We start from the raw sequence: 15,207 nt of genomic DNA, 5'->3' as shown, positions 1-15,207 counted from the left end.
TAGTTGAATGTTTGACCAATGCTGACTAATATAAACAGTGAAGGCTATCGTGCCTTTGAATCTAATAGAAAAAGAGGGGTTTGATATGCGTTACGATTTAAGCAATGACAACTTGACTGACCCAAGCGATGATTTCTTTCTTGGGTTCCCACGACGTTTGTTTGATTTACAACGCCGCGGTAGTGATATGCGAACGGATGTTGTCGAACACGATGACAATTATCAAGTGAGCGCCGAATTACCGGGTTTCAAAAAGGATGGCATTCACTTGAACTATCGGCGTGATACGTTATCGATTCAGGCGACCCATGAAAATAACCATGAAGATAAGGATGAAGCAGGCAATGTGTTACGTCGTGAACGTAATTACAGCAATGTTAGTCGCTCATTCTATCTACCTAATGTTGATCGACAACAAATCACTGCCAATTATGATGGCGGGATTCTAAAAATCACGCTCCCTAAACTAACCGCTTCGTCGTCAGATGATGATTCAATTGAAATCAATTAGTTCTAGTTGTCTTAAATAACGTCAAGCATTCAACTTAAAGCGATTCACATGCGTCGAAGAGACGGATGTGAATCGCTTTTTTTCTACCTATAGTCGAGCCTGATGTCTCAGCTAGTGCTCGACACCACCCAGCTGGCTTCACTCTGATTGTTCGTGGCTGACTACTGGAATTTAAACTAGGTTAGGTTTTTATGCGGGCAAAAGGATTTCGTGCGGTATAATGCCACTAAACTGGCGTGATCGTAGATTAATAGAAGGGAGTCTTGAAGATGCAACAGCGTAGTGCGGCAACGATGATGCACTTGATTCGACAAGTTGCGGAAGCAGATGAAAATATTCGAGCCGTTGGCATGGAGGGCTCACGAAATGATCCACAGATCCAACAAGATGAGTTTTCTGATTTTGACATTACGTATTTTGTCAAAGATCCGACGCCGTTTCGCCAAAGCGATGATTGGCTTGCTGTCTTTGGTGAACGCATCATCATGCAAAAGCCCACGGGAGCTTTATTTTCTGGGACCAAACAGCCGTGGTATCCCTACTTAATGCAATTTAGTGACGGTAATCGACTGGATTTAAAAATCGCCAGTGTGCGTGATAAAGACGCTTATTTGGCGGCTGAGCATCTGAATCAATTGATCTTAGATAAGGATGCTCCAATTGTTAATCAACCTGATTTGTCAGATTGGGACTTTCATATCACGCCGCCATCTGAAGAGGATTATCAGAATAGTGTCAACGAGTTCTTTTGGGTCAGTCTTTACGTTATCAAAGGGTTAAAACGTGGTGAACTGCTTTACGCCAATCAGTTTTTCGAACGTCCAGTTCGTGAAGAATTGTTGAAAATGTTGGAGTGGTCGGTGGGAATTAACACGAATTTCCAACTCAGCGCGGGGAAAAATGATCGTCAATTACAAAGCACATTGTCGAAAGACGATTACGACAAGTTAATCGCGACTTACCAACTTGAGTCGCCAGCAGCAACTTGGCGCGCACTACAAATAGCCACACAACTATTTCTCGCCACCGCGCGGGTCGTGGCGGATCAATTAAGCTTTGAGTTTCCTGACTATCCAGCTGCCGTAATGGCTTACGAAACTAAATTGATGGCTGAGTCCGGTAAGTGAGGAACGTCAACGATGACAGAACTACGACAACGTCCAGAGGTTACCAATCTTGAGTTGTTCTATGATCTGATTTTCGCGTATGCGATTAGTCGGATTACGACGGTCTTACATCTCGTGCACCATGAGGTGATTCCTGGACGATACCTTTTAGAATATTTAATTATGTTTTTTATGTTTTGGACGATCTGGACCTATCAAACAGTCTTGGTAAACCGATTCTTTCAGGAAAATGTCCAACATAGTTTATTTATGATTTTTGACATGTTTGTGGTCATTATTTTGTCGCAATCATTGAATCCTAATTTTGAATCAACGCATCCCACATTTGCCGGATCGACATCAATATTACTCTTTAGCATTGCGCTTCAGTATTGGCTGCGTGCTCGCCATTTACATGATGAGAAACAGTTGGCGGTTGCTAAGGGACTGGCTAGAACGCTCTTTATTAGTGGGACCCTTGGTGCGTTGACGATCATTCCTTGGGCGCCATATTTAATTCGTGTCACGGTGTACGTCGGTTCAATGGTTTACGCTAACGTTAGTCCAGCCTTTTTGAAACGCGCTTTAACTGAATTTCCAGCGCTCTTTGAACATTTAACGGAGCGTTACTCGCTGTTTACGTTGTTGTTATTTGGCGAAGCAATTATTGCGGTTGCTAGTGTCGTGAATGTGCATCATTTTAATTGGCTAGCGATTCCTTTCTTTTTAACCATTGTGGCCCTATTTTTGGGTTATTTTGCAATGTATCAGCAGGGCATTGATCGTCATCAGAAAACAGCCGGTATTACATTAATTAACGTCCACTATGCCATTTTTGTCGGTTTAGATTTAGTCACGGCCGCAATGGAACTCTTTTTGAACGGTGAACTCATTGGCTGGCAGTTTGTTGGCTTGGTTACTCTAGGTTTGTGGGGATTTGGCGGCGGCATTTTAACGGTTCTAGCCACGTATCCAAAACGCGGATTGCGAATTTCTCTAGGCAAGGCGTTTAGTTGGTTGACGGTTGGATTAGTGTTGTTGGGTGGTATCTTGATGTTCATTAAAACGCATGTGGCGGTGACGATGGTCTTGTTAGCAGTAGTGGCACTTTGCGGTGGCGGGGCAACCTGGCAATCTTTACGTCAGGACTTTAAGCAGCCAGTTAAAGATAATGCATGAGGAGGTTAGTCGTGAGTAATGAAGAGAATCGACCGATTCGGATTGGTGACGTTGGGCAATCGCACCGTTCGACACCTAAAAAGCAGTCGCAATCTGGAAAAGCGATTGCTGCTGACTTATTGAAACAAGCCCAAATGAAACAAGGTAAAGCCGAACACGCTAAACCACAGTCTGAAGCCAAATCAGCTCGGGTCGTGACCATGATTGAAGCGCAAAAACGCGCAGGTCGCTACAATATTTACTTAGATGGTCAGTATGCTTTTCCGGTAAGCGAGTCAGTCCTCATTGAATTTCGCCTGTTTAAGGGCATGACCATCACGCCGGCATTGCAAACGCAAATTAGTGATGCAGATGATGTGGCCCGCGCATACAATCGGGCGCTTGATTATTTATCTGGGCAATTACGGTCAGAACGTGAAGTTGTCACAAAATTAGCTAGTTTGGATATTCCAGATGAGGTTATTAACGCGACGTTACAACGGTTAAGAGAACTGCAGTTAGTAGATGATTTGGCTTATGCAAAAGCTTATGTGCGCACGATGATTAAGACTTCTGATAAAGGCCCAGTAGTGATTCGCCAGCATTTGCGACAAAAGGGAATTGGCGAAACCTTGATTGATCAAGCGCTGGTTGAATTTTCTACCGATGATCGATTGACCAATGGCATTGCGACGGCAACCAAGTTAGCCCATCATTACGCGAATAAACCCTTTGCGGTCCAACAACAGAAAGTCCGTCAGAGTCTCATGCAAAAGGGGTTCCAACAAACGCTCATTGAGCAGATTATGACCGAGGTGACCTTTGAACGGGATGATGAGCAGGAAAACGCGTTGTTACAGCGAGAAGCGGCCAAGGTCTGGCAACGTAACCGGCGCTATGCGGGACGAGAGCGTCAAAATCGAACTAAGCGAACACTATATGGTAAGGGCTATCAACTGACAGATATTAATCGTGAATTAGAACGATTGGTCAACGAAGAAGATTAAAAGACAAGTAAGTTGCGTCACTTCTGCTTAGTTTAGTAAGATCTAATCGAAACAATTATGATAATTAATGTCGGAAAGGAGATGATTGACCATGAAAACAAGAGCTGAATTAAAGCAGTCAGCCAAAGATGTGCTTCGTGGCCACTGGGGCCAGGCAGTCGGACTGAACGCATTGACAGTGATTTTAGCCTATGGCAGTTTTGGCGTGTCCATGCGACAACAATACGCGAATTTTAATGTCAACGGTCAAGCTGGCGGTGGCAGCTTTTTAGTTAGCGTGTTAGCGGTGGCGATTAATTTTGGAGTCTGGTTTACTTTTTTAAGTTGGATTCGCCAGCCAAAGCGAGAGATTCGACCATTGCGGGATGCCTTTAGTGTAATCGCGACCCCAGCGGTCTTTGCCTTGCTATTGCAATGGCTGATAATTACCTTCGTGGTTGGGATTGGCTTGATCTTATTATTGATTCCTGGAATTATTGTTGGCTTGATGTGGAGCCAAGCGGTTTATGTCTATAAAGATCTCCATGCTGCCAATCCTGATGCGAGTGTGTGGCAAGGGATTATGCCGGCTTTGTCACTAAGTACTCAGCTAATGCGCGGTCACAAGTGGGAATTCTTCGTGTTACAACTTAGTTTCTTGGGCTGGATTCTGCTTGGAATGTTGAGCTTAGGGATTGGTTTCTTTTGGATCACCCCGTACATTAATGCTACTTCAGCAGCTTATTATGATGAGTTGGAAGCAAGTAGCAACGTGGAGTTAACGATGTAACGTTTCGATGGCTGAATTTTTGAACTTGCTCACTAGGTCACAATGAGTAGGATTTAAATAAATCGTGCGCCTGACATTTTTGTTAGGCGCACGATTTTTACGTTGGTTTTCAGTGAAAGCTGACCTCAGCAAGTTAAAGTGTCGAGTTGATCTAAATTGACGCAAAGAGTAAGGTAATGTATGAAAGTGTTGCGTTTTTAATATATTCATTGGGGGATGTAAAATTGACCAAAACAGATGTTTCAGCGACTAAAACTGAGATTCAAGCGATTTGTCGTGATCTGTATCAAGTGCTTGATCAACGAAGCAGTAAAAATTCACAATTATTAGATATTTTGGACGTTTTACAACAGGTGATCAAAACAGTTCCAGACACGTCGAATCCAGTAGCACTAGTCAATCGGCTGGTTAACTATATTAGGATTGTGGCATCAACCGGTGAGTTACATTTTTCTGGATCCTCTGAAAAGTTAATGATTCAACTGGGCGTTATTGGACAAAAAGCAGGGTTGAATGGGGCCTATATGGCTGATTTCGCAGATAAATCATACTTCTATCGACCGTTTGAAAAATATCCCCAACACTAAAAAGAATTTTCTGCATTGTAATGAGCGGCGATGACCACGGTGGCTTAGTGTTCAATAGTCGGTTTGTTTAAAGATAATCACTGGAGTCAAATAAGCCACCTGCCAGGCATTGATATCAATAAGGATTTTTCCATCATCTAGTTTACAACACTAGATGATGGTGATATTATTTATTTAGACGTAAACAGCCAATGATTAGCGGAGGATGCAGTGATGGCAGATTCTTTTGAGCAGTACCATAAGTGGGAACAACATTTAGCTGAAGTCACCTTGCCCAAGTGGGATGAGTTGCCAAAGTTTGATCTGTATATGGATCAAGTGGTGGCCTATGTGAACGATACGTTAGGCCCGTTGGACGTGGATTCAGTGACACCCGCAATGATCAACAATTATGTCAAACACAATATTATCTTGGCGCCAGTGAAGAAGAAGTATCAGGTCATGCAGGTGGCAGACATTTTATTGATCGGCTTGCTAAAACCGACATATGCGATGGACACGATTCGGCAGGGCATGGATCAAGTCACGGCTAGCCTTTTTCCCAAACGGGCCTACGATACCTTTATTGATCTGATGTTAGCTGGTTTACGTGGTGAATTGCCAGAAGCACCCGCGGATAATTTGAATGATCAGATGATGGTGACGGCTGTCCATGCCATTATGGACAAAATGAAGTCAGAAAAATTGTTGAGTCTGACTAAAGAAATCGTGACCCCTAAACCAGTTGAACAGAAGTAAATAAAATTTTGTCATTTATGCTCAGTGAGCAGTGGAGCTGTCTTTTCGTCTGTGAGAAGGCAGCTTTTTTCATTTGTCACCAATAGCAATTGTGATATAAGTGGCTAAATAAACGGGCATCAGCGTAAGAAAGTTTTTAAATTCACAATTGATAAATAAGCGTTTAAGCGAAGATTTCAGAAAAGTATTTACATAATAAAAAGCGCTATATTAACGAGTTAAGCGCTTACATAAACGAGCAAAACAAAAACTTGAATCAAAATGCTTGAAAAGTTTTTACAACGTGTTAGACTACTAATTGTGAAAGAGATAACAAATAGACATCAATCTGATGGAGGCAAACAAAGCATGGTTGTAAAAGTTGATAAAAAAGCTGAAAAACAAACCACGAATGTCGCAGACATGATCCAAAAATTGGTCGACAAGGGTCAAGCAGCCCTCGCAAAAATGGATGGCTACGACCAAAAGCGCATTGACCACATCGTGCACGAAATGGCGATGGCTGCCTTAGACAAACACATGGAATTGGCAAAATTGGCCGTTGAAGAAACTGGCCGTGGTGTCGTAGAAGACAAAGCAATTAAAAACATTTACGCATCAGAAAATATTTGGCACAAGATTAAGGATGATAAGACAGTCGGCATTATCCGTGAAGATGATGTTGAAGAAATCACCGAAGTAGCTGAACCACTTGGTGTGATTGCCGGAATCACGCCAGTTACCAATCCAACGTCAACGGTCGTCTTTAAGGCTGAAATCGCCGTGAAGACACGGAATCCAATCATCTTCGCGTTCCACCCACAGGCCCAAAAGAGCTGTGTGGCCGCTGCGACGATCGTACGGGACGCAGCCATTGCAGCTGGTGCGCCAGAAGGGATGATTCAATGGATCGAAGAACCTTCAATCGAGGCAACGGATGCTTTGATTAATAATGATGGTATTGCTTCAACGTTAGCCACTGGTGGCCCTGGGATGGTTAAAGCGGCTTACTCGACCGGGAAGCCTGCTTTAGGGGTTGGCCCTGGTAATGGTCCAGTGTACGTGGAAAAATCAGCTAACATCAAACGGGCAGTTAACGATATCACGTTGTCGAAGACATTTGATAATGGGATGGTTTGTGCATCTGAAAACTCAGCGGTGATCGACGCAGAAATTTATGACGAAGTAATGGCTGAATTCCAGCGTTTGGGTTCATTCTTGGTGAAAAAGGCCGATCAAAAAGCCTTAGCTGATGCCATGTTTAACCCAGTCACCCATGGTGTTAAAGGACCGATTGCTGGTAAATCAGCTTATGATATTGCAAAATTAGCTGGCATTAAAGTCCCAGAAAACACGAAAGTTCTGTTGGCAGAAATTGATGGTGTTGGTCCAGATTATCCATTGTCAGCGGAAAAATTATCACCAGTTCTATCCGTTTACAAAGCGGATTCTCGTGAAGAAGCTTTGAAGCGCTGTGAAGAATTGTTGAACTTCGGTGGCCTTGGCCATACAGCTGGTATTCAAACAGAAGATCAAGACCTAATGACAGAATTTGGCGTACGCATGAAGGCTAGCCGGGTCTTGGTTAACACACCATCCGCTGTTGGTGGGATTGGTAACATCTACAACAACATGATTCCTTCCTTAACGTTAGGGACTGGTTCATGGGGTAAGAATGCTGTTTCGCATAACGTGTCATCCTTTGATTTGATCAACGTGAAGACGATTGCGAAACGGAGAAATAACATGCAATGGATTAAGATTCCAAGCAAAGTTTACTTTGAAAAGAATTCAGTTCGTTACTTAACCGATATGGAAGGCATTGAAAAAGTCTTCGTGGTCGCTTCACCTTCGATGGTTAAGAACGGTTATGTGGATATCGTGCGTGATCGGTTGCGTAAACGACCAAATGGTACAGACATTCAAATCGAGGTCTTTGATCAAGTCGAACCAGACCCATCAACGGACACTGTTGATCGTGGGGTTCGGTTAATGAACGAATTTAAGCCTGACACGATCATCGCTATCGGTGGTGGTTCACCATTGGATGCGGCTAAAAACATGTGGATGTTCTACGAGCACCCAGGTGCAGACTTCTTCGGTGCTAAGCAAAAATACTTGGACATTCGTAAGCGGACTTACACGTTTGAAAAGCCAAACAAAGCGAAGTTTGTTGCGATTCCAACAACTTCAGGCACCGGTTCTGAAGTGACACCGTTTGCGGTTATCACAGACTCACAAACCCACGTCAAGTATCCATTAGCTGACTACGCCTTGACACCAGATGTTGCCATCGTGGACCCACAATTTATCATGACGGTTCCTAAGAAGACGATTGCTTACTCTGGCTTGGATGTCTTCTGTCATGCTCTGGAATCTTATGTTTCTAGCTTGGCTTCAGATTACACGCGGCCATGGTCATTACAAGCCCTGAAGTTAGTTTTGAACAACCTGACTGCTTCATATAACGGTGACGCACATGCCAAAGAAGAGATGCACAATGCATCAACTCTGGCAGGGATGGCCTTTGCGAATGCTTACTTGGGGATTAACCACTCAATTGCGCACAAACTTGGTGGGGAATTCGACTTGGCTCATGGGCTATGTATCGCGATTACGTTGCCACACACGATTCGTTACAACGCACAGATGCCGAACAAGTTGGCGATGTGGGCTAAGTACGAATACTACCGTGCTGATGAAGATTATGCCGATGTTGCTCGTTACCTTGGTTTAAAGGGCAACACGACTGAAGAGTTAGTTGAAAGCCTGGTTCAAGCTTTCATTGATCTGGCGCACAGTGTGGGTGTTGACTTGAGCTTGAAGGCCAACGGGGTCGACAAGAAACACTTTGACAAGGTTGTTGATCACCTAGCTGAATTGGCTTATGAGGATCAATGTACAACAGCTAACCCAAAGGAACCGTTGATTTCCGAATTAAAGGAAATTATGGAAGAAGACTACGATGGTAAGGGCGTTGAAACCAAGACACGTGGTGCTTACTAGACACAATTTAGTGGTCGGTAATAAGATAAGTTAAAGAGAATGATCGGGTTCACTTACAACGCTGTGAGTGGACCCGGTTTTTGTTATAATGAAAGCTCATTGAATTATTAATCAATCAGATGCCGAGGAGGGCGGTTATGCGCAGCCGAACAAACATTATTTTTATCGTTATTGCGATATTGGCAATTGGCGTCAGTGTCTTGACGATTCACCCAGTCGCCCGCCAAACTGGGGCAGCTCAGCCATCGACATCAACTGACAAACAGCGTTCAACAACCAACAAGTCGGTTAAAAAGCAGCCTCAGCAACCACGAAAAGCGGCCGCTAAATCTAAACCTGCTAAAAAAGCTGCTGTTGAGACTCAAACTGTTGGTGGGTATACGCTAACCAAGCGCGCGGTTAATTTGCCAGCCGGCTTGGCAAATGGTCAAGCGACCAACGAATGGTCGTCGCCAATTACGTTGACCTTGTCGACTTCGGCGTTGGCTAGTGGGAGTGATGGTAATTTAGTCCGGTTTGATGGCTTACAAGTGGGTCAAGCGTATCGCCTATGGGTGCGACCTGCTGGCAGTGAGCAAGCTTATGAAATCAATTATCAGCCAACCGGTACGTCGCAATATGTGCCAACCTCACTATTGCGAACGGTTTACGAGGCTGCGCAAAAAGCGTCGCCCGATGTTAGTGAATTGACGATTTATAATAGTCGCCGGATTAATTAGACTGACAAAATGTGGTTAAGGCAAAATCAAAACCAAACTGCTGGTTTAAACCTCTATTTAGGGGATGGCTGCCGGCCAACCTGAACTTCGCGGGCATGCGGCTGGAACGCCGTGGACCTGAGGCTGAGCCGATGCCCGCTACGTTCAAATTGGCCTACTTGTGGATTAACTCGCTGATTTTTGGCAATCATGTGGATGAAATGATGGGTGATCTTGTGTCGATGCATTTGATTTCGAATCACGCTTTTAACATCAAAATGAGACGCACGCAAAGATACGCCAACACACAAAAGCGGCTTTCACAGGATGAATAAACTCATCATCCTGTGAAAGCCGCCTTTAATACCAATTGATTACTGACATATAACTCGTGTTTATTTAGAAACTAAGTTTATCGTTTACTGTTGTTGTCCCAACTGTGTGTTTGCCGTCAGCACGAATATTGTTCAAGTTACGGCTTGTCGAGTTCCGTCAGCCTGATCCTTGTGCCTAGCCTGCTGCCAGCAATTGGTAAAGCCCACCAATCACTGCCAGCTTACTAGTGCTCAGGATCACCCGGCTGACCCCACTCTGAGTCATTGTCGAGCTACACAAGCCTGATGTCTGTGCCTAGCCCAGCCTGCCTAATTGGCAAAGAGCGCCAACCAGTCAGCCTCAGCTAGTGCTCGACATCACCCAGCTTGTTTCGCTCTGATTTCATTTGTGAGAAGCCTGATCGGCAAGTTTTGCAGCTTCTGCTTGCTGAGCCTCGAATTTACGCGCATGGTCTGCCGCAATGTCTAGCTGCTTGTCCGATAGTTGTTTAACCGCAATCTCCCGCAGATCGTGTTTGCCAATCGCGGCTTGTCGTGGGCCGTCGTCGGCGTCTAGAATGGCTTGTGCATATGCAGCAAAATCACTTTTGAATTGAGCGGTTACTTTGAAATGGGGACCAAAATACGCATCCACAGTTTGCCAAAGCGTCGTAATTTCATTTTGAGTCATCATTATCGCCACCGTTTCTGTTAGATTAGGTTCATTATAAGACTGGATCGTCGCAGAATCACTGAAACGGGCTTATTATTAAAAGCAACATTAAAGGAGTCCTACATATGGCAGATCGCGTTCGACGATATTTATTAGGGATTGGCGCCATGTTTGGTTTGTTTTTGTTAGAACAATTGGCAATTATGCCAGCCGATTTCCCAACTTTATTAAAATTATCCGCTTGGTCCATCCAGTTGTGGGTGGGGCTCGGTACAACCTTGCTATGTGGGCTTGTTTTTTGGCTTTTATGGCGACTATATCAACAAGGACTAGCCAACCGAGAGCCGGTCTATTTTCGACCACGACCGTCGCGCTCACGGCAATGGTTATTTTTCGGCCTGATGATTGTCGCATTAGCCGGGTTAATTGTGGCTCAAGGCTTAATCCACAGCAAATCATCTGAAAATCAGAAGACGGTGGAACAGTTGTTCAATGGGACACCGTGGTTAACCGGGTATTTAACGGTGGTCATTGCGCCAATCCCCGAAGAACTGATTTTTCGTGGCTTGTTTTTCAACTACTTTTTCATGAAATTAACGACGCCGTGGGTGAAAGTGCTCGGCATTGTGATAAATGGACTCTTGTTTGCGCAACTGCATACAGCGCTGTGGTCACCAGACGCCTGGGTTTATGCTGTTATGGGGATGATTTTAGCGACAACTTACTTAGAGACGAAGGACATTCGTTATGATATTAGCCTGCATATCTTAAACAACGGTTTTGCGACGTTATCAATGTTGCTCTAGTTGGTGCGCTAGATTGGTTAAGTAGCGGTGGGACGCGAGCATTTCGCGGTCATCTGTTTGGTCAGCTAGATTCACTTCATAGATACTCGTTGCGGCTGGATTTAACAGCGGTAAGACACGCGCCCAGTCAATTTGGCCAGTGCCTAATGGGAGACTATCGTGAGTGAGCCCCAGTGAGTCAACGAGATGATAATGGACGACGTGGGGTGCCAAACGTTTTAACGAGGCCAGCAGCACGTTATTGTCACCATGACTTTTGATGAAACAATGACTGGTGTCAAACGCAAGCCGGTAGTGGTGATCAAAGATGATTTGATCCATAGCGGGATCACCGTAGAAGAATAATGGTGAGATCGAATTTTCAAACATGATGTGATCGCCGCCTTGTTCAGCATATTGATCCAGTCGTTCAAAAACGACGGCCTGTGCAGTGGCTAAATTTGGGTACATGTCGATGAATTGTTGAGTTTGGCGCGAATAAGAACCATGCAGCAACAACTGAATGTCATTTGCTTGTGCAAGTGCAATTAGTGTGTCGGAACTATACCGGAGAAATTGGTAGAGTTCCGGCATTTTTTTGGCCGGGGTGACCATTTCCACGAACCAACCGTTGTAACGCATCGGTTGATGTAACACAATTCGGCTCGTGACCTGTTTAACTTCATCAATCGCGGTCTGTAAATGCTTTAGGCCGGCAGTAGTTAAGTCATTTTGATCCAGAAAAAATTCAAATACATCTGGGCGATCAGTTAAGCGTTGCCGATACTGATCAGGATTGGTGCTTCCTTTTAAACCTAATAATGGTGACATAGTGAATGAGACCTCATTTCTTAAACAGACGCTGATTGTTGCCAACTTGGGGTATGACTTGATCGAACTTAACAATTTCAATCATTATCTAAGCCAGTTATGTCAAGGTACTGCCCGCCGTGTACCGGGGCAATTTGGGCTGGTTTACTGGTATGGTATGATGGAAAGGTAGTTTTTAAACATCACGGACGTTCGGCAACGCCCGCTTGGCATTTAGAGAGGGGAATTGGATTTAACCGTGAAAGTTAAAACGCTCGTCTACGTCTTAATTTCAACTTTTTTATTTAGCTCAATGGAAATTGCTCTAAAGATCGCTGGGGGCAGTTTCAACCCGATTGAACTTAACTTTATTCGTTTTCTTTGTGGTGGTCTAGCTTTATTACCAATTGCAATCCATACCTTACGACGACGCCAACAACACTTGCATTGGCGTGACTGGCTTGCGTTTAGCATAACTGGGTTCGCCTGCGTCGTGGTTAGCATGACGTTGTATCAGATGGCGATCCAAGCGACAGCAGCCTCCACGGTGGCAATTTTATTGAGTGCGAACCCGGTGTTTGGGATGTTAATCGGCTTGATTTTTCTTGGTGAACGTATGACGCGAACGAACACGATCGCCGTTATTTTGACTCTGATCGGCTTAATCGTCATCATTGATCCGTTTAAACTGACCCATCCGGTGGGAATCGTGCTGGGGCTAGCCTGCTCCATTACCTTCGGACTTTACGGGGTGATTTCACGGGTCAACGCTAATCAACGCCACTTCGATGGGCTGACGATGACTTGCTTTTCATTTATCGCTGGGGCTCTTGAATTAGGTGTTTTGATGTTATCAACGCATCTTCCCCTTGAAGCCAATGCGTTACGCGGGATTAAGGGTTTTAGCGACGTGCCATTCTTTGCTAATTTAAGCTGGCAAGCACTGCCACTGTTAGCTTATGTCAGCATCCTAGTGACGGGGGTCGCTTTTGGCCTTTACTTTATCGTGATGGATGAAGCGGGCATTCCCGTTGCCTCGCTGATCTTTTTCATCAAACCAGCATTGGCTCCGATTTTAGCACTGATCGTGTTAGGTGAACCGATCTACGTGAATACGGTCATCGGGATTGTCATCATTCTCATTGGTTCCGTTGTCACACTCGTTGGTGAAAAAATTGCGCTCACGATGAGCGATTGGTGGCATCCATTTGGTCACGGCCATTCGTCACATTAACAAAAATTAACTTTTTAAAACGACTGAATTGACGCTAAAAAGCGATCTTCCTGAAGTGAACCCCCAGAGTTGGATTTGATCCAACTCTGGGGGTTCACTTCATCCATATTGTCAGGAAGATCGCTTACTTTTTATAAAAATTTGTGCAGGACCGGTAACTTGGTGACCGCTCTTAGAACTTTCCGTTATTGTTTTTCCACTGATCTGGTGCTGGAATTGGTGCGACAATATCCCAGTGTTCAGCCAGCTTAGCTTGGTCGATGCGGAAAAGGTCGTAAAAGGCAACGTGTTCACCGGCGTATTCGCCTTCAGATACTGCTAGGACAAAATTACCTTGGCCGAGAAGCAGATGATTTTTGGTGTAAACCATCGCTTGATTCGCTTTTGCCATCGCGGCCATCGCCGCATTTAAGCCGGATAAACCATCAGCGATTTGTGAGTTGTGTTGGATATAATGATCACCATCAAAGTAGTCCGTGATCGTTGATGGATTTTTGCCTTGTAAAACATCGCGAATAAACTGATGAACTAATTGTTTATTGGCGTCGGTCTTGTTCAAATCAGTAATGATTGTTGTCCCGTCAAATTGGGTGTGACCTGAAGGATTCGGATCGGTCACCGGCGCTAGGTTGTCCCAATGTTCGGTAATTTTACCGTCATCATCAAAGCGAAAGATATCAAAAGCTGCTTGTTCGCCAGCACCGGCAAAATTGTACCGATTGTGTAAGACAACGAAGTCATGGTCTTCAAAAGCGCGAATATTTTCGACCGTCGTCTTAACGGGCGCTTGTTGAAGATTGGTTACTGCGGCGATGAAGCCTGCTGGACCCGTTGGATAATCTAAATTATGCTGGGTGTATGTGTCTGACAGTAAATGACGCGCTTGGTCGAGGTCACCAGTCGCAAAAGTTGCGATTAACGCTTGAGCTGATTTAATATTTGACATGTTGACGCCTCCGGTTTTCAGTAGTGGGTTGAACACTTAATGAGCTCATTGTAAGTGGGACCTGAATGCTTGTGAAGAACGCACTTTAAAGTCAGTCAGTTACCCTAGGGTAAGCATTGTGGCGTAATCAGTGAAGGAGAATTTAGGATGTTAAAGATTTCCGAAGCAGAAGCAAAAAAGCTCACGATTTTGAATCAAATGCATCGAAATATGTGGCGGCCAGATATTATTAATCTTTTAATCGAACAGGATCGCCCGTTAAGATTCTCAGAACTACAAAGCGCTTGAAAATTTCGCAAAAGGTTCTAACCAGTAATTTACGCTGGCTCGAAGCCCATGGCTTTATTCATCGGCATGTATTTCCAGAAGTTCCTCCACGAGTGGAGTATTCGCTAACAGAAATTAGTCGGCAGTTAGCTCCAGTTCATGCGGCCATGCGTGAATGGGCGAATTACTACGTCACTCATACGGACAGTGACCCAGATTGATTGAAGAAAATTGAAGCGTAGGCAAAGTGTGCGATGGCTGGTAATGTTTAGTAATCTGATCCCAAAATGGGCCCACAACCAGACACAGCTGCCGAGCAACCTAGCAGCTATCAACTTACCACAACAGGTATGGCGCCCCAAGCTAAACAAGTCTAAAGCTTGTTAACGCATAACGAACGCGTTTCACTTTCAGTGAAGAATTTACAGGGATATGTTTCCTTCAACTCTCGTGTCTTGCAGCACGAGAGTTTTTTGTATTTAAAAACGCCCCTAGCTTGCAGACTAGAGACGTCATTCTAATCGTCGTTAAGCTCAAATAAACTATAATCACAAGGACTACAATCAGTAAGAGCTTGAAGAATTTACTAAGGATAATGTTCACCCTCTTTAGTCAGCTT

15 protein-coding genes and 1 pseudogene are annotated in these 15,207 nt (G+C 44.4%); 13 read left to right on the top strand and 3 right to left on the bottom strand.

Annotated features, from left to right (window positions below):
* Positions 1–85: 85 nt before the first annotated feature.
* The 9 genes from AC27FN_RS09245 (at position 86) to AC27FN_RS09205 (ending at position 9,580) form a co-directional block, all read left to right on the top strand.
* Positions 86–511, top strand: a complete 426-nt coding sequence (locus tag AC27FN_RS09245) for an Hsp20/alpha crystallin family protein (RefSeq protein ID WP_487167695.1) — start codon at positions 86–88, stop codon at positions 509–511.
* 269 nt (positions 512–780) lie between these two features.
* On the top strand, positions 781–1,638 hold the full coding sequence (locus AC27FN_RS09240; RefSeq protein WP_487167694.1) for an aminoglycoside 6-adenylyltransferase: 858 nt from the start codon (positions 781–783) through the stop codon (positions 1,636–1,638).
* Positions 1,639–1,650: 12 nt separating this feature from the next.
* Entirely contained in the window at positions 1,651–2,796 is a 1,146-nt protein-coding gene (locus AC27FN_RS09235) for a low temperature requirement protein A (RefSeq protein WP_487167693.1), read from the top strand.
* Positions 2,797–2,930: 134 nt separating this feature from the next.
* On the top strand, positions 2,931–3,782 hold the full coding sequence (gene recX, locus AC27FN_RS09230) for a recombination regulator RecX (protein WP_487167745.1): 852 nt from the start codon (positions 2,931–2,933) through the stop codon (positions 3,780–3,782).
* A 91-nt stretch (positions 3,783–3,873) separates the two neighbouring features.
* Entirely contained in the window at positions 3,874–4,551 is a 678-nt protein-coding gene (locus AC27FN_RS09225) for a DUF975 family protein (protein ID WP_487167692.1), read from the top strand.
* A 224-nt stretch (positions 4,552–4,775) separates the two neighbouring features.
* Positions 4,776–5,138 carry a bacteriocin immunity protein gene (locus AC27FN_RS09220; RefSeq protein WP_487167691.1) on the top strand — a complete coding sequence of 121 codons (363 nt, stop codon included), beginning with the start codon at positions 4,776–4,778 and terminating at the stop codon, positions 5,136–5,138.
* Positions 5,139–5,351: 213 nt separating this feature from the next.
* The gene (locus tag AC27FN_RS09215) at positions 5,352–5,876 is read left to right on the top strand and encodes a DUF1836 domain-containing protein (protein WP_487167690.1); all 525 of its coding nucleotides are present in this window, start codon (positions 5,352–5,354) and stop codon (positions 5,874–5,876) included.
* Between the two features lie 348 nt (positions 5,877–6,224).
* Positions 6,225–8,861: a bifunctional acetaldehyde-CoA/alcohol dehydrogenase gene (gene adhE, locus AC27FN_RS09210; protein WP_487167689.1), complete on the top strand. Its 2,637-nt coding sequence runs from the start codon at positions 6,225–6,227 to the stop codon at positions 8,859–8,861.
* A gap of 137 nt (positions 8,862–8,998) precedes the next feature.
* A complete protein-coding gene (locus AC27FN_RS09205) occupies positions 8,999–9,580 on the top strand; it encodes a hypothetical protein (RefSeq protein ID WP_487167688.1) in 582 nt (193 codons plus the stop codon).
* Positions 9,581–10,276: 696 nt separating this feature from the next.
* Here the strand turns inward: AC27FN_RS09205 and AC27FN_RS09200 are convergent.
* Entirely contained in the window at positions 10,277–10,564 is a 288-nt protein-coding gene (locus AC27FN_RS09200) for a hypothetical protein (RefSeq protein ID WP_487167687.1), read from the bottom strand.
* 107 nt (positions 10,565–10,671) lie between these two features.
* Between AC27FN_RS09200 and AC27FN_RS09195 the strand changes: the two genes are divergently transcribed.
* Entirely contained in the window at positions 10,672–11,352 is a 681-nt protein-coding gene (locus tag AC27FN_RS09195; RefSeq protein WP_487167686.1) for a CPBP family intramembrane glutamic endopeptidase, read from the top strand.
* On the opposite strand, the gene AC27FN_RS09190 is transcribed toward AC27FN_RS09195, so the two are convergent.
* On the bottom strand, positions 11,338–12,162 hold the full coding sequence (locus AC27FN_RS09190; protein WP_487167685.1) for a sugar phosphate isomerase/epimerase family protein: 825 nt from the start codon (positions 12,160–12,162) through the stop codon (positions 11,338–11,340). The genes AC27FN_RS09195 and AC27FN_RS09190 overlap by 15 nt on opposite strands.
* Positions 12,163–12,400: 238 nt before the next feature.
* Between AC27FN_RS09190 and AC27FN_RS09185 the strand changes: the two genes are divergently transcribed.
* On the top strand, positions 12,401–13,375 hold the full coding sequence (locus tag AC27FN_RS09185; protein ID WP_487167684.1) for a DMT family transporter: 975 nt from the start codon (positions 12,401–12,403) through the stop codon (positions 13,373–13,375).
* Positions 13,376–13,547: 172 nt separating this feature from the next.
* On the opposite strand, the gene AC27FN_RS09180 is transcribed toward AC27FN_RS09185, so the two are convergent.
* Positions 13,548–14,321, bottom strand: a complete 774-nt coding sequence (locus AC27FN_RS09180; protein WP_487167683.1) for a nuclear transport factor 2 family protein — start codon at positions 14,319–14,321, stop codon at positions 13,548–13,550.
* Between the two features lie 147 nt (positions 14,322–14,468).
* Here AC27FN_RS09180 and AC27FN_RS09175 point away from each other — a divergent pair, with 147 nt between their 5' ends.
* Both AC27FN_RS09175 and AC27FN_RS09170 read left to right on the top strand, forming a co-directional pair.
* Positions 14,469–14,609, top strand: coding sequence for a hypothetical protein (locus AC27FN_RS09175; protein WP_487167682.1), 141 nt, complete (start codon positions 14,469–14,471; stop codon positions 14,607–14,609).
* 2 nt (positions 14,610–14,611) lie between these two features.
* Positions 14,612–14,809: pseudogene (locus tag AC27FN_RS09170) on the top strand (winged helix-turn-helix transcriptional regulator); the annotation flags it as partial.
* Positions 14,810–15,207 lie beyond the last annotated feature (398 nt).

It is taken from the genome of Furfurilactobacillus sp. W61-4 (assembly GCF_057545565.1).
The sequence above is the reverse complement of the archived record's forward strand: the minus strand, read 5'-3'. Positions and strand labels throughout refer to the sequence as shown.

Coding starts and splice junctions, on each gene's coding strand:
- AC27FN_RS09245 (WP_487167695.1), top strand. CDS start 86: ATGCGTTACGATTTAAGCAATGACAACTTGACTGACCCAAGCGATGAT.
- AC27FN_RS09240 (WP_487167694.1), top strand. CDS start 781: ATGCAACAGCGTAGTGCGGCAACGATGATGCACTTGATTCGACAAGTT.
- AC27FN_RS09235 (WP_487167693.1), top strand. CDS start 1,651: ATGACAGAACTACGACAACGTCCAGAGGTTACCAATCTTGAGTTGTTC.
- recX (WP_487167745.1), top strand. CDS start 2,931: ATGAAACAAGGTAAAGCCGAACACGCTAAACCACAGTCTGAAGCCAAA.
- AC27FN_RS09225 (WP_487167692.1), top strand. CDS start 3,874: ATGAAAACAAGAGCTGAATTAAAGCAGTCAGCCAAAGATGTGCTTCGT.
- AC27FN_RS09215 (WP_487167690.1), top strand. CDS start 5,352: ATGGCAGATTCTTTTGAGCAGTACCATAAGTGGGAACAACATTTAGCT.
- adhE (WP_487167689.1), top strand. CDS start 6,225: ATGGTTGTAAAAGTTGATAAAAAAGCTGAAAAACAAACCACGAATGTC.
- AC27FN_RS09205 (WP_487167688.1), top strand. CDS start 8,999: ATGCGCAGCCGAACAAACATTATTTTTATCGTTATTGCGATATTGGCA.
- AC27FN_RS09200 (WP_487167687.1), bottom strand. CDS start 10,564: ATGACTCAAAATGAAATTACGACGCTTTGGCAAACTGTGGATGCGTAT.
- AC27FN_RS09195 (WP_487167686.1), top strand. CDS start 10,672: ATGGCAGATCGCGTTCGACGATATTTATTAGGGATTGGCGCCATGTTT.
- AC27FN_RS09190 (WP_487167685.1), bottom strand. CDS start 12,162: ATGTCACCATTATTAGGTTTAAAAGGAAGCACCAATCCTGATCAGTAT.
- AC27FN_RS09180 (WP_487167683.1), bottom strand. CDS start 14,321: ATGTCAAATATTAAATCAGCTCAAGCGTTAATCGCAACTTTTGCGACT.
- AC27FN_RS09175 (WP_487167682.1), top strand. CDS start 14,469: ATGTTAAAGATTTCCGAAGCAGAAGCAAAAAAGCTCACGATTTTGAAT.